The organism is Candidatus Paceibacterota bacterium, assembly GCA_028711505.1.
Taxonomy (GTDB): domain Bacteria; phylum Patescibacteriota; class Minisyncoccia; order JAHISW01; family Tagabacteraceae; genus JAQTSC01.
The window spans coordinates 1-13114 of record JAQTSC010000002.1 but is presented as its reverse complement, the minus strand read 5'-3'; the positions used below and the strand labels follow the sequence as shown (position 1 = coordinate 13114).

Genomic DNA, 13114 nt, shown 5'->3' with positions numbered 1-13114 from the left:
TGCTATCCGGCCTGTAATTTCTAAAATTAATGTCTTACAAAGGGGAGCAGTCCCAGCATGCGGCTGCGTTTTATGGCTTGAGCCAGCCTCCTTTGATGTTTGATGCAAAGCCCGGTTTCTTTGGCGGGCATTATTTTCGCTTGGTGGTCTAAGAACTTATTTAAGTTCTCCGCGTCTTTGTAGTCGATTTTTTTCACGTTGTTTGTGCAAAAATGGCAGTTTTTCATAATTTTAATGATTTAAATTAAAACGGTATATCGTCAGGATTTCCGTTTTCATCCGGGTATTCAATGGTATCCAAGGTGTCGTTTCCTGTTTTGCCGGGATTTTTACTTGTATTTTCCTGGCTGCGGTTTCCGGAAAACTCGGCATCTCTTCTCGGGCCCATCTGCATTTTTTCCATAACTATTTCGGTTCGTGTTTTTTTCGTTCCGTCTTGGGCTTCCCAGTTTCTGGTATTAAGTCTGCCTTCAACCAATATCATGGCGCCTTTTTTAAGATATTGAGCTACTATTTCCGCCTGTTTTCCAAAGGCAACGATGTTGTGGAATTGAACTTCTTGCTGTTTTTCTCCGGTCTTGTTTATCCACACCCTGTTTGTGGCTACTCCGAAAGACGCTACCGCGCTGCCGGAAGGAAGAGTGCGCAATTCCGGGTCGCGAGTCATGTTTCCGATAATAAACACTTTGTTGAGATTCATATTTTTATTCTAACTTTTTCAATATTATTTTTGAACTTCGCTTTCTCCTAAAAGTTCCTCTATTTTTTTATCAAGCTCTTCTTCTTGGATTTTATTGTCCGAGGGTTCTTCTTTTTTGGCTTCCGATTCCGGAATATGGATAATGGCTGACGCCGGCTTTTCACCCAATTCCGGCATTTTCTTTTTGAAAGCCGTGACAGAGGCTTTTACCGGTTCTTCTTTCATGCTTTTTGTCGTTATAAAACGAAGAACCATATTTTCTTTCTTCAGTTCGTTTTCTATCTTTTTTATGGAATCCGGAGAGGTCTGAAATTTTATCCAGTTAAAAACACCGTCGCTTTCGTTTTTTATAGGGTAGGCAAGAGGCTGTTTTTTAGGTTTTCCTTCGGAAATTACAATGGAATTGTTTGAAGTTATGATGCTTCTGATTTTCTCCGTAAAATCCAAAAGCTCTTCGCCTTCCAGCGAATCTTTGAACATGTATCCTATTTCGTATGAGAGCGTTTCTTTTTCCATTGGACTCATGATAACATCGGATTTCCGTATTTGCAACCCTTGTTTCTAAATTTTAAATTCTATCACGTCTCCGTCTTTGACAATGTAGTTTTTGCCTTCGGTGCGGAGCAGCCCTTTTTCGCGGGCCGCGCCATAGCCGCCCGAGTCCAATAAATCTTTCCAATTTATCACTTCCGCCCTTATGAATTTTTCTTCAAAGTCGGAGTGTATGGCGCGGCCCGCCTGCGGAGCCGTTGAGCCGGTTTTTATCGTCCACGCGCGTGTTTCGTCTTCTCCTGTCGTTAAAAAAGTCATGAGACCCAAAAGTTCGTAGGATTTTTTTATGAGCTTATCAATCGTTGATTCGGGAAGCTCAAGCTCTTTCCTTTCTTCTTTTGAAAATCCCGCGGATTCAAATTCCGTAAGTATGTCTAAAATAAGGTAAGTCCAGCCGCTGTTTTCAAAAGTTTTTTTAATGTTTTCCGGAACTTCGTTTTCTTTTCCGTTTAAGATGAAAATTTTCGGTTTTAAAGAAAGAAGCTGAAGCGAGCCTAATATTTTTTTTTCTTCTTTATCTAAAGCGATTTCCGCGAGAGGCTGGCTTTTTTGAAGAGCGTCTTTTGCTTTTTCCGAAACACCCCATTCTTTTATTGCGTCTTTGTTTCCGGCTCTTTTCTGTTTTTCCAGCGTTTGCATGTGTTTTTCCAAAGTTTCCAAATCTTTAAGCATAAGTTCGGTTTCAAGTATTTCTTTGTCCGCCGTCGGATTTATCTCGTTCTGAGTATTTATTATTTTGTCGTTTAAAAAAGCCCTCAAAACAAAAACAATCGCGTCTGTTTCGCGGATATGCGACAGAAATTTGTTTCCAAGGCCTTCGCCCTCGGCCGCGCCTTTTACAAGTCCGGCGATATCGACGAATTCAATAACCGTATAAATCTTTTTAGCCGAGCCTGAAAGTTTTTCAAGCAAATCCACACGCTCATCGGGAACAGCCACCACTCCGACATTGGGGTCTATGGTGCAAAAAGGATAGTTTTGCCGGTCTACCTGTTTTTTTGTCATGGCTTCAAACAGCGTTGATTTTCCAACATTGGGAAGCCCGACGATTCCAATACGCATGTTTTTAATGTTATAATACCGTTTGATGGATATCAATCCGAAAATTTTCGGCGCTTACGACATAAGAGGCGCTTATCCCGAAGAAGTGAACGAAGACATTTTTTGCTTGCTGGGGAAAACTTTTGCCGGTTTTTTGTCTGAAAAAGGCGATTTAAGCAAAAAAGAAATAATAATAGGGCGCGACACAAGAACAAGCTCCAAGCCGCTTGCGGAATCTTTTATAAAAGGCGTTCTTGGCGCGGGTTTTGATGTTTTGGATATCGGCGTTTGCACTACGCCGATGTTTTATTTTTCCGTTTCCGAAATTAAAGCCGAAGGCGGCGCGATGATAACCGCTTCCCATATTCCGGCAAAATATAACGGCATAAAATTGGTCGCTTCTTGCGCCGCGCCAATCGGCGGGGAAGAGATGAAAGATTATTTTTACAAAAACAGGGAGGAAAAAGCCGCTGAAGAGGGAAAGAGAAGCGAAATTAAAATGTCAGAAAAATATATGGAGCGGCTTGTTTCCGGATTTAGCGCAAAAAGAGATTTGAAAGTTGTCGTTGACGCTTCCGGCGGAACAGCGGGGCTTTTTTTGCCGGATTTTGTTCGTAAGTTTGGAATAAGAGCCGAACCGATTTTTTTTGAAACAGACCCGGATTTTAAAAAACATGACCCTAATCCTTTAAAAGAAGAATCGCAGGCTTTCGCGCGTGAAAAAATTTTGGAAACAAAAGCCGATTTCGGAGTCATTTTTGATGCGGATGGGGATAGAATCATAGTTTTGGATGAAAACGGGGAAAACATAAGAGCTGACGCGATAGGAGGAATTATTGCGGAGCAAATTCTTAAAAAAGGAAACCTTGCTCTTTTTGGCATCACTTCTTCAAAAGCCGTTGAAGAATATTTTATGGATAGCGGAATTAAAATTGAAAGATGCAAAGTCGGACATTTTTACGTGGAAAAAGAGATGAGAGAAAAAAATGCGGATTTTTCTTCGGAAAATTCCGGACATTATTATTTTAAATCCTTTAATTTTTCGGATTCGGCATTTTTGGCGTTCAGGTTCATATTGGAAGCGCTTGATAAAAATCCCGGCAAAAAAATTTCAGAATTGGCGCGCCCGTTTTTGAAATATAATTACTCAGGAGAAATAAATGTTCCGTTAAAAAAAGACAAGAATTGGGAAGAATTAAAAAAGGAGCTGGAAGAAAAATACGGGGAAGGCAGGCGGAATTTTATAGACGGAATTACGGTGGAGTACGGGGATATCGATAAGGGCGGCTGGTGGTTCAATTTAAGGCCGTCAAAAACAGAGCCGATTTTACGGCTGATGATTGAAACGAATAGCGAAGAAATTTTAGAAGAAAAAAGGGCGGAAATTTTGAAATATCTGGAGTGAAAAAGAAACGCTGAAAATAAAAAACCCCCGTGTCCGGAATTTCCAGGACGGGGGATTATTTTATTGAGGCGGTTTATTTTAATTCAACCACCAGACAGTATCCATGTCCCATTTTTTTCGTGTAAACAGGGACAACCCAGTGGTTTTTAATTTTTTTCTTCTTTTCTTTCAGCTTTTCAAAGACGGCGTTCACGCATTCATCAACGTTTTGATAGCGCGAAACCGCATTGTCTATTTTAACTTCGCATTCGCCGTCTTTTTTGTCGCAGACTATTACAAAAGACAGCATGTCTTCTTTCGCAGACGCGTAAGGCGGCTGAAAGATACAAGTTAGACAGATGTTAAAAAAGACTCCTAAGATTAGAATTTTCTTCACTGTTTTTCCTCCTCAATTTTTTGGTTGGATCTCTTTTTCAAATGTACACTAAAAGAGGAAAAATGTCAAGTTATATCTCTATTACCACCGGCAGTACCATCGGCCTGCGCTTTGTTTTTTGGAACAAGAATTTGCCGATGCGCTCTTTCATCTGGTCTTTTACGAAAGTGATGTTTATGGGATGCATGTTTGAAGATTCTTCAACTATTTTCCGCACGATATAACGCACTTGTTTTAAAAGTTCCTGTGATTCTTTAAGATATACGAACCCGCGGGAAATTATATCCGGTGAGCCTTTCACTTTTCCTTCTCTGGAATCAATGGCGGTGATTATGACGAAAATTCCGTCTTGCGCCAGCATTTGCCTGTCGCGCAAAACCACTTCTTTTACGTCGCCAACTCCGAGTCCGTCAACCATAATATAATTTGCCGGAACTTTTTCTTCCGTGAGTTCTATTTTTTCTTCTTTTAATTTCACCACCTGCCCGTTTTCGGGAATCGCGATGTTTTCTTTCGGTATTCCGACCGATTCGGCAAGATTCCCGTGAAGTTTCAAAAGATAATAATTTCCCTGGATGGGTATGAAAAATTTCGGCCGCATCAGGTTTATCATCATTTTTAAATCTTCGGCTTTGGCGTGTCCGCCGGCGTGAATGTCCATCATCTGGTAATGGAAAACTTCGGCGCCTTGTTTGTAGATTACGTCTTTTAACATTTGAACCGAACGTTCATTGCCCGGGACTATAGAGGATGAAAAAATAACGGTGTCTCCCTCGTGAAGGCGCACGTATTTATGTTCTCTCAGAGCTATCCTCATAAGCGAAGCGTTTTCTTCGCCCTGCGCTCCCGTCGCGACAAGAACGACTTTATCCGCCGGATAATTATCAAAATCTTTCAAGTCTATAAAAGTGCTTTTTTTCGCTTTGAGATATCCCAGTTCTCCGGCAATAGCAACGTTCGTTTTCATCGAGTACCCGTCGAGCGCCACTTTTCTCCCGTATTTTTCAGCCAGATGTATTATTTGCTGGACTCTGCTTAAAAGAGAAGCGAACGTGGCCGTGATAATTCTTCCTTTTGAATGTTCAAAAATGCGTTCAAGATTTTCTTGGATCGTCTTTTCCGAAATGGAATGTCCGGGCTGTTCGGCGTTCGTGGAGTCGGACATAAGAAGCAAAACGCCTTCGCTAGAAAGCTGCGCCATCTTCGCGTAATCGGCCGGTTTGTCGCCGACGGGGCTATTGTCGAATTTAAAATCGGCCGTGTGCACTATGGTGCCAAGCGGCGTTTTTATCGCCACGCCGACCGTGTCAAAAATGTTGTGATTAACGTGGAAAAATTCTATTTCAAAAACGCCGAGTTTTAGATGAGTGTCTTTCGTGATTTCTTTCACGTTAAGTTTCTGCATATCGGGAAATTCCTCCTGGCGTTTTAAGATTATCGCTTTTGTGAGGGGCGCGGCGTATATCGTCGGATTCCCCAATTTTTTTGCGAGATAGGGAACCGCGCCTATGTGGTCGTAATGCCCGTGCGTGATAATCGCGCCCATTATCTTGTTTTTTCTGGTTTCAAGATATGCGGAATTGGGAATTATAAAGTCTATTCCCGGCATGTTTTCTTCCGGGAACTGAAGACCCATATCTACGATTACTATTTCTCCGTGATAGGGGGAAGACGGATTGTAATATTCAAAAACCATCATGTTTCTTCCGACTTCTTCCATTCCTCCCAGCGGGATTATTCTTATGTGCCCTTCGCCGTCGTCCTTTGCCTTTTTTGAAGCAGGGAATCGGGTAAAGATTTTTCTTGCTGTTCTTGTTTTTTCCATAATTGTTAATTTTAACTTGTCCGCGCTAGAGCGCGAACTTTTTAATGATAATTTTTTGTCTGTGGGCGAGGAGGGATTTGAACCCTCAAGCCGTAAGGCATACGCTCCTGAAGCGTACGTGTCTGCCAATTGCACCACTCGCCCTTCTGGCAGTTTGACCCGTAAGGCTGCTTTGGTCGGTTTTCGGAATTCCGCCGCCGCGGCATTAGGAACTTTTAGATTTTTTCAAAACACTTTTCTATGGTGAGAATATCTTTGTACTTTTCGATATTGCTCAGGAAATCAAGCGTTTGCGGATTTTCAATATAAGAAACAAGCGGTTTGTCGAATACTATCCCCATCTCCGGAATTTCTTTCGGCCTTAATTTGACGATTTCCGGAACCTTCTCGTAATTGGGATTTTTTTCAAAAATTATTTCTCCATTTTCGCGAAGAACATAATAGCATCCTCCGTGAAGTTTTTCGTAATCCGAGTAATCCGATTCCGCTTTAACGCTGACCCAGTTTGAAGTCGAAAGTTTTTTCTCGTTAGGGTTTATGGTGATATGTCCGAAACCCACGGGGTAAATGATTTTTTCGCCTTCTTTCACTTCCGCCAGATAAACTTCTTCTATTATTTTTTCAGAGGAGCCTTTTTTCTGAAGCAAGTACCATGCGGTTCCATCGGCGGCTTCGGTTATCTCTGTAAACCTGTTTTTATGATAATGTCCGAAAGTTTTTGATAATTCCGCGTTAAAAGATTCCGGAGAAATAATGGTGATATCATAGCGCAGATTTTTTTCTTTCGTTTCTTTTTCGTATTTTTCCGGTTCAGCCGCCCGATACATTTCATACGCTATTTTTTCGCTTTTTTCTCCTGCGGCAGCGGAAGGTTCGCGCAGCGCCGGCGTCATATCTCCAAAAAGCCTTACGGAAGCCGTTTTATTTTCTGCAAGTTTTTTTGTTATTTCTCTAATATCTTCCATACTTTTTTGGTTTCCAGATACCAGTTATTTATTCCTGAAAATCTTTCCGACGAAATTGTTATTGACTTGGAATTTATTCCGCCAAGAGATGAAGGAACGAGATAGAGAAAATTGGGAGAATAAAGGAAAATTGCCGGTTTGTCTTTGTTTATTTCTTTCTGAAATTTAATATTTTTTTCTTCCCGCTTCTCCGCGTCGGAAATAGTTCTGGCTTCTTCAAGCAGTTTGTCGGCCGTAATATTGGCGTAAAGCGCGATGTTTAATCCGGGGTCGTTTCTCTGCGAAGAATGCCAGAAAGCGAAGAGGTCGGGGTCGCGGTTCAGAATTTCGCCAAAAAGCAGGGTATCGTATTTTCTCGGTCTGATGACGTTTTGTTCAAGGTCTCCTATTTCAAATATTTTGACGTTGACTTTCGCTCCCATGCTTTCCCATTCGTTTTTTAGAATTTGCGCCGTCTGCACAAGATCGGGAACATCCGATGTTGAAATTGAAAATTCCAGCTTAAGGATTTCTTTTTTCTTTTTTTCCTTTTGCCAGACTTTTTCTTCTTCGTTGTATTTCCAGCCGTTTTTTTCCAAAAGTTTTTTTGCCTCTTCTTTGTTTTTTTGCGCGTCTTGTTCTTCGTTCGCCCCTGCCGGAGAATACCCCAGGCTTCCTGGCGGTATAGGGCCGTCCAGCGTGTTTCCGAATTCTTTAAGGACTTCTCTGACTATCAGTTTTTTGTCGGTTGCAAGAGTGAGCGCTTCTCTGACTTCTTTTTCCGCGAAAACCGGAGCGTCGTTTTGGTTGAAAAAGACGGCGAACACCCTGGGCAGTTGATAAACTTTGAGAAAGGATTCGGCCTTCTGCATCGCGAGCATGTTTTGGGGGGACAGCGCGCTCACGCTGTCTATTTCGTTTTTTTCGTAAGCTTCAATCAATTTTTTCTCCGATGGATAAAATTTTACGGATATTTTTTTTATGAAAGGTTTTTTCAGTGAAAAATTATCGTTTGCCGAAAGGAGATAAGAGGCTATTATGCCGGAAGAACTTTTTGTCACCTTTTCTATTTTATACGGGCCCGATCCGACAGCGTTTATATTGAAATCGCTTAATGACATTTGTTCCGGCAGGACGTTTTCCCACACGTGCTTGGGAAGAATTCCTATCGTGGTGTTTTCAAGAAAAGGAGAATAGGGTTTTTGCAGGCGGAAGTTGACTGTTCTCTCGTCAACGATTTCAGCTTCTACTCCTTCCCAGTTCGCCCGTTTCGGACTTTTTGTGTCCGGATTTTGTATAAATTGTATTGTGAAAAGAATATCTTCCGTTGTCAGTTTTTTGCCGTCGGACCATTTTAAGTCCGGCTTCAGCGTAAAAGTATAAACAAGCCCGTCCTCGCTTAACTCGTATTTTTCAGCCAAATCGGGAATAAGCCCGCTTTCACTCGGTCTCATCAGGCCGGAATAGATCAAAGAAGTCATATCTCTGTCGGTGTCGGAAATAGTCAAAACCGGATTTATGAAACGGGGAGTGCCTATTATTCCTTCTCTAAGCATTCCGCCTTCGGACGGAACCGTCACGCTTAAAGCCTTATCGGCTTGGTAGAGGAGAAAAAATCCGCTTATCGTGAATACCGAGATGAAAAGAATTAACAGCGCTCTAAGCTGCAGGGAGAGCGTTTTCGCGGCAAGCCGGAGCTTTAATTCTGACAGAAGAAATTTAAATTTGAACGATGATAAAATTTTAGAATAATTCACAGGAAATTTCAGCCGTTCCCTTAGGACATTTTGAACAGCCGTAGATTTTTGTTAGTTATTTCAGTAAAGCCAAAAAGGCTGATAAAAGAAAAAGAAAAGCCAAAACAATAGTGGAAACAAACAGAATTTTTTCCATTCCGCGTCTTGTATGATATCCTTCGTCTCCCCCGCCGAAAACACCGGAAATTCCGGCGCCTCTTTGCTGAAGAAGTATAGCTATTCCCAAAAGGCAAGAAAGCACTATTTGGATGTATGGTAGAAAATTAAATAACATAAACGATATTAAACGTTAACTCGGAGTATAACGCAAGGGATAAAAATATGCAAGGGATATCTTTTACTTCTCGCTTTTGCTAAAATTGATTGTCTGGATTATCATTTCTCCAAAATAGGTTGTTTTGTGTTAAATTCCCATCTAGCCGGACGATTTAACGGGGTTGACAAGGATTTTTATTTTTCCGAAAATATAGGTGCGAAATATGGGCTCGAATTTATAAACCAATTAAAATTAATCTAAATATAGGTATGGCAGCTAAAAAAATATCCATAAACCCTCTTTCGGACAGGGTCTTAGTTGAACCGCTTTCCGAGGAGGATAAATTTAAAAAGACAAAGGCCGGTATAGTTATTCCTGAAACCGCCGGCGGGCATGAAAAAATGAACAGAGGAATTGTTGTGGGCGTTGGCCCGGGAAAAATGTCTGAAGAAGGAAAAAGATTGCCGATGTCCGTTAAAAAAGGGCAGACCGTGATTTTTTCCGAATACAGCGCGGAAAAAGTAAAAATAGACGGCGAAGAGTACTATATTATAGGAGAGGGAAGCATTTTGGCTGTAGTGGAATAACAGCTGAATTTTCAATTATCAATTTTTAATTTTTTTTAAGGTATGTCCAAACAGATTATTTTTAGTGAAAAGGCCAGAGAGGCGCTTAAAAGAGGCGTTGATATCTTGGCGAATACTGTAAAAGTTACGCTTGGTCCTCGCGGCAGAAACGTGGTTTTGGGAAAAGGATTCGGTTCTCCGGACATCACGAATGATGGCGTTACCATTGCCAAAGAAATCGAACTTTCGGACAAAGTTGAAAATATGGGCGCGGAAATCGTTAAAGAAGTTTCCAGCAAAACTAACGATGTCGCCGGAGACGGCACTACGACTGCCGTCGTATTGGCTCAGGCGATAATCAGAGAAGGGCTTAAACACTCTGCCATGGGCGCGAATCCGATAGGAATAAAAGCGGGCATAGAAGCGGCTTGCGAACATCTTGTTTCCGCTTTGGAGAAGATGGCGAAACCTTTGAAAAATAAAAACGGAGCGCTTAACAAAAGCGAAATACTCCAAGTGGCGACAATTTCGGCGGAATCAAAAGAAATAGGAGAAATAATTGCCGATACCTTTGAAGAAGTCGGACAAAACGGCGTTATTACGGTTGAAGAATCGCAATCTTTCGGAGTTGAAAAAGAGCTTGTGAAAGGGCTTCAGTTTGACCGCGGTTATTCTTCCGCTTATATGATAAACAATGCCGAAAGAATGGAAGCGGTTTATGAAAATACTCAGGTTCTTATAACAGACAAGAAAATTTCCACCATAGCGGAGATTTTGCCGCTTCTTGAAAAATTGGCGCAGACAGGCAAAAAGGAGCTTGTAATCATTGCCGAAGAAGTGGAAGGTGAGGCTCTTGCCACGCTTGTCGTGAATAAGATACGGGGCACTTTCAGCGCGCTCGCGATAAAAGCGCCCGGATACGGGGACAGAAAAAAAGAAATGCTTGAGGATATCGCGATTGTCTGCGGCGGCAAGGTCGTTTCCGAAGAAAAGGGGATGAAGCTGGACAGTGTTGAGTTAGACGTGCTTGGCGGGGCGAGAAGAATAATTGCCACGAAAGACAATACGACCATTGTCGGAGGAAAAGGAAAAAAACAGGACATAGACGAAAGAATAGCTCAAGTGAAAAATCAGATTTCAAAAACCGATTCCGATTTTGAAAAAGAAAAATTACAGGAGCGGCTGGCGAAACTTTCCGGAGGCGTGGCTATTATTAAAGTCGGCGCGGCAACGGAAACGGAAATGAAGTATAAAAAATATAAAATTGAGGATGCCAAAGAAGCGACGAAAGCGGCTATTGAAGAAGGAATCGTACCCGGAGGGGGAGTAGCTTTGCTTAAAGCGGCGATTTCCGTTTCAAAAGACGTTTCCGAAGGCAAGATAAAATCACCGTCAAAGGATATTGAGCGGGAATTTGAAGCCGGAGTGAATCTGATTTTGCGCGCGGTTGAAGAGCCTCTTAGGCAAATAGCGATGAACGCGGGCAGGGAAGACCATTCCGTTATTGTGAGCGCGATTAAAAAAGAAATAGAAGAACATCCGAATTCAAATATCGGATATGACGCGAGAAAAGACGATATTATTTCCGATATGCTTAAAGCGGGAATAATCGATCCGCTCAAGGTGACTCGTTCGGCTTTGCAAAATTCAGTGTCAGCGGCGGCGATGCTTTTGACGACCGAAGCGGTTGTGGCGGATATTCCGGAAAAAAATCCGCCGGCCGGCGGGCACAATCACGGTCCAATGGGTGAGGATTATTAATTGGATAAACAAGGATTCATAAACATAAACCGTTCCGGCAAATAGCCGGGACGGTTTTGTTTTGATGTCGCTTTGTTTTATAATGTAGGCATTATCAACTTTAATTTAGACTTATTTATGAACCCTTTTACCATAGTTATTTTAGCCGTTTTAGCAGTCTTAGTTTTGTGGTTTATCGTTGTTTTTAACCGACTCGTGATTTTGCGCACTAGATCCAAGGAAGCTCTTTCCGATATAGACGTGCAGACAAAAAGGCGATATGACCTTATCCCAAACCTTGTTGAGACCGTGAAAGGTTATATGCAGCACGAGAGAAATGTTTTTGAAAATGTGACAAAGGCTAGAAGCGAAGCGATGTCAGCCGGAGACGGGATGGCGCAAAAAGCGGAAAAAGAAAACGCTTTATCAAACACTTTGAAAACTCTTTTCGCTGTTTCTGAAAATTATCCGGAGCTCAAAGCCAACGAGAATTTTTTGGAACTTCAGCGCGAGCTTAGCGATACGGAAAATAAAATCCAGGCGGCGAGGAGGTTCTACAACGGCAATGTCCGCGATTTGAACATTAAGATAGAAACTTTCCCGTCCAGAATTGTTGCCGGACTTTTCGGATTCGCGAAAATGGAATTTTTTGAAGTCGCGGATGAAGCTGAAAAACAGCCGGTGAACGTGAAGTTTTAGAAATGGCCACTTTATATAACCAAAAAGATTCAAATATTCGGCGGACGTGGTTTCTGATGACCTTGTTTTTTGTTGTGGTTATCGGAATCGGTTGGGTATTTTCGCGGGTTTACGGAAACCCGGGAATTTTGGCCGTGTTCGTAGTTTTCAGTGTTTTTATGAATATTCTGAGCTACTGGTATTCGGATAAAATCGTTTTGAAAATCAGCAGGGCGAAAGAAATAAAACACGAAGACAATCGCGAGCTTTATCATATCGTTGAAAACCTCGCTATTTCCTCCGGACTTCCGACTCCGCGACTTTATCTTATAGATGAAGCCGCCCCGAATGCTTTCGCGACCGGCAGAAATCCCGAGCACGCGGTTGTTGCCGTAACCCGCGGACTTTTGGAACGTCTTGACCGTTCGGAGCTTGAGGGAGTTTTAGCTCACGAATTTTCGCACATTGGAAATCGCGACATGCTTCTTTCAACCGTTGTAGTGGTTCTTATCGGGTTTGTGGCGCTTCTTTCGGATTTTTTTCTGCGTTCAAATATGTTTGGAATTTCAAAAAGCAGAGACGATAACGGTAAAGCGGGAGGCGTCTTAATTCTTGTCGGCATTATAATGGCTATTTTAGCTCCTATCGCCCTTAACCTTATGCAGCTGGCAATTTCCAGAAAAAGGGAATTTTTGGCGGATGCTTCGGGTGCGTTTTTAACGCGTTATCCGGAAGGTTTGGCAAAAGCTTTGGAGAAAATAGCGTCAGATCCGACGCCACTAAGAGTGGCGAATAAGGCCACGAATCATCTGTGGGTTTCTTCGCCGGTAAAAAATGGCTTCGACAAGCTCACCACAAGGAATTTAAGCGCGTTTTTTTCCACACATCCGCCGATAGAAGAGCGGGTAAAAAGGCTTCGCGAAATGAATGTGTAAAATGTGTATTTTTTTTATTTTAATATTAAATAATTTTTAATATGGCAAAAAATATTCGCGTAGGCATTGTCGGTGTGGGCAATTGTTTTGCCGGACTTATACAGGGGATTGAATATTACAAAAAACATCCGAAAAAAGAACCGATAGGGTTGATGCACGAGAAGATAGGGGCGTATGATTTCAGAAATATTGAGTTCGTGAGCGCTTTTGACGTTGGCGCGAATAAAATAGGACAGCCGCTTCACAAAGCGGTTTTTGCTTCTCCAAACCTTGTAAAATGGACAACGCTTCCGCCTTTAAAAACGATTGTGCGGGAATCGCCGATTTTGGACGGAATCG

At 42.1% G+C, this 13114-nt stretch carries 15 protein-coding genes and 1 tRNA gene; 6 read left to right on the top strand and 10 right to left on the bottom strand.

The window, feature by feature from the left end; translation table 11 throughout:
• Positions 1–26 precede the first annotated feature (26 nt).
• The 4 genes from rpsR to ychF are packed head-to-tail and all read right to left on the bottom strand — an operon-like array spanning position 27 to position 2314.
• Positions 27–227, bottom strand: coding sequence for a 30S ribosomal protein S18 (rpsR, locus tag PHC85_01240; protein MDD5032732.1), 201 nt, complete (start codon positions 225–227; stop codon positions 27–29).
• 17 nt (positions 228–244) lie between these two features.
• Positions 245–700 (bottom strand): single-stranded DNA-binding protein, encoded by a 456-nt coding sequence (locus tag PHC85_01235; protein ID MDD5032731.1) that lies wholly within the window; start codon positions 698–700, stop codon positions 245–247.
• Between the two features lie 24 nt (positions 701–724).
• A complete protein-coding gene (locus tag PHC85_01230; protein MDD5032730.1) occupies positions 725–1216 on the bottom strand; it encodes a 30S ribosomal protein S6 in 492 nt (163 codons plus the stop codon).
• Between the two features lie 45 nt (positions 1217–1261).
• The gene (gene ychF, locus PHC85_01225) at positions 1262–2314 is read right to left on the bottom strand and encodes a redox-regulated ATPase YchF (protein MDD5032729.1); all 1053 of its coding nucleotides are present in this window, start codon (positions 2312–2314) and stop codon (positions 1262–1264) included.
• Between the two features lie 25 nt (positions 2315–2339).
• Here ychF and PHC85_01220 point away from each other — a divergent pair, with 25 nt between their 5' ends.
• A complete protein-coding gene (locus tag PHC85_01220; protein ID MDD5032728.1) occupies positions 2340–3698 on the top strand; it encodes a phosphomannomutase/phosphoglucomutase in 1359 nt (452 codons plus the stop codon).
• Between the two features lie 73 nt (positions 3699–3771).
• Here the strand turns inward: PHC85_01220 and PHC85_01215 are convergent, their stop codons facing one another.
• The 6 genes from PHC85_01215 to secG all read right to left on the bottom strand — a co-directional run bounded on the left by PHC85_01215 (position 3772) and on the right by secG (position 8874).
• On the bottom strand, positions 3772–3987 hold the full coding sequence (locus PHC85_01215; GenBank protein MDD5032727.1) for a hypothetical protein: 216 nt from the start codon (positions 3985–3987) through the stop codon (positions 3772–3774).
• A 157-nt stretch (positions 3988–4144) separates the two neighbouring features.
• Positions 4145–5899 carry a ribonuclease J gene (locus PHC85_01210; protein MDD5032726.1) on the bottom strand — a complete coding sequence of 585 codons (1755 nt, stop codon included), beginning with the start codon at positions 5897–5899 and terminating at the stop codon, positions 4145–4147.
• Between the two features lie 62 nt (positions 5900–5961).
• A tRNA-Leu gene (locus PHC85_01205) sits at positions 5962–6043 on the bottom strand.
• A gap of 71 nt (positions 6044–6114) precedes the next feature.
• Entirely contained in the window at positions 6115–6864 is a 750-nt protein-coding gene (locus PHC85_01200; protein ID MDD5032725.1) for a glucose-6-phosphate isomerase family protein, read from the bottom strand.
• Positions 6843–8600, bottom strand: coding sequence for an ABC transporter substrate-binding protein (locus PHC85_01195; GenBank protein ID MDD5032724.1), 1758 nt, complete (start codon positions 8598–8600; stop codon positions 6843–6845). Before PHC85_01195 ends, PHC85_01200 begins: the two co-directional genes overlap by 22 nt.
• Positions 8601–8655: 55 nt before the next feature.
• Complete coding sequence (gene secG / locus PHC85_01190; GenBank protein MDD5032723.1) at positions 8656–8874, bottom strand: preprotein translocase subunit SecG; 219 nt, start codon at positions 8872–8874, stop codon at positions 8656–8658.
• Positions 8875–9125: 251 nt separating this feature from the next.
• On the opposite strand from secG, the gene PHC85_01185 reads away from it, so the two are divergent.
• The 5 genes from PHC85_01185 to PHC85_01165 all read left to right on the top strand — a co-directional run.
• A complete protein-coding gene (locus PHC85_01185; GenBank protein ID MDD5032722.1) occupies positions 9126–9443 on the top strand; it encodes a co-chaperone GroES in 318 nt (105 codons plus the stop codon).
• A gap of 42 nt (positions 9444–9485) precedes the next feature.
• A complete protein-coding gene (groL, locus tag PHC85_01180; GenBank protein ID MDD5032721.1) occupies positions 9486–11183 on the top strand; it encodes a chaperonin GroEL in 1698 nt (565 codons plus the stop codon).
• A 117-nt stretch (positions 11184–11300) separates the two neighbouring features.
• Positions 11301–11861, top strand: a complete 561-nt coding sequence (locus PHC85_01175) for a LemA family protein (protein MDD5032720.1) — start codon at positions 11301–11303, stop codon at positions 11859–11861.
• Positions 11862–11863: 2 nt separating this feature from the next.
• Positions 11864–12775: a M48 family metallopeptidase gene (locus tag PHC85_01170; protein MDD5032719.1), complete on the top strand. Its 912-nt coding sequence runs from the start codon at positions 11864–11866 to the stop codon at positions 12773–12775.
• 41 nt (positions 12776–12816) lie between these two features.
• A partial coding sequence (locus tag PHC85_01165; GenBank protein ID MDD5032718.1) for a myo-inositol-1-phosphate synthase occupies positions 12817–13114 on the top strand: 298 nt, incomplete at its 3' end.

Coding starts and splice junctions, on each gene's coding strand:
- rpsR (MDD5032732.1), bottom strand. CDS start 227: ATGAAAAACTGCCATTTTTGCACAAACAACGTGAAAAAAATCGACTAC.
- PHC85_01235 (MDD5032731.1), bottom strand. CDS start 700: ATGAATCTCAACAAAGTGTTTATTATCGGAAACATGACTCGCGACCCG.
- PHC85_01230 (MDD5032730.1), bottom strand. CDS start 1,216: ATGGAAAAAGAAACGCTCTCATACGAAATAGGATACATGTTCAAAGAT.
- ychF (MDD5032729.1), bottom strand. CDS start 2,314: ATGCGTATTGGAATCGTCGGGCTTCCCAATGTTGGAAAATCAACGCTG.
- PHC85_01220 (MDD5032728.1), top strand. CDS start 2,340: ATGGATATCAATCCGAAAATTTTCGGCGCTTACGACATAAGAGGCGCT.
- PHC85_01215 (MDD5032727.1), bottom strand. CDS start 3,987: ATGCTGTCTTTTGTAATAGTCTGCGACAAAAAAGACGGCGAATGCGAA.
- PHC85_01210 (MDD5032726.1), bottom strand. CDS start 5,899: ATGGAAAAAACAAGAACAGCAAGAAAAATCTTTACCCGATTCCCTGCT.
- PHC85_01200 (MDD5032725.1), bottom strand. CDS start 6,864: ATGGAAGATATTAGAGAAATAACAAAAAAACTTGCAGAAAATAAAACG.
- secG (MDD5032723.1), bottom strand. CDS start 8,874: ATGTTATTTAATTTTCTACCATACATCCAAATAGTGCTTTCTTGCCTT.
- PHC85_01185 (MDD5032722.1), top strand. CDS start 9,126: ATGGCAGCTAAAAAAATATCCATAAACCCTCTTTCGGACAGGGTCTTA.
- groL (MDD5032721.1), top strand. CDS start 9,486: ATGTCCAAACAGATTATTTTTAGTGAAAAGGCCAGAGAGGCGCTTAAA.
- PHC85_01175 (MDD5032720.1), top strand. CDS start 11,301: ATGAACCCTTTTACCATAGTTATTTTAGCCGTTTTAGCAGTCTTAGTT.
- PHC85_01170 (MDD5032719.1), top strand. CDS start 11,864: ATGGCCACTTTATATAACCAAAAAGATTCAAATATTCGGCGGACGTGG.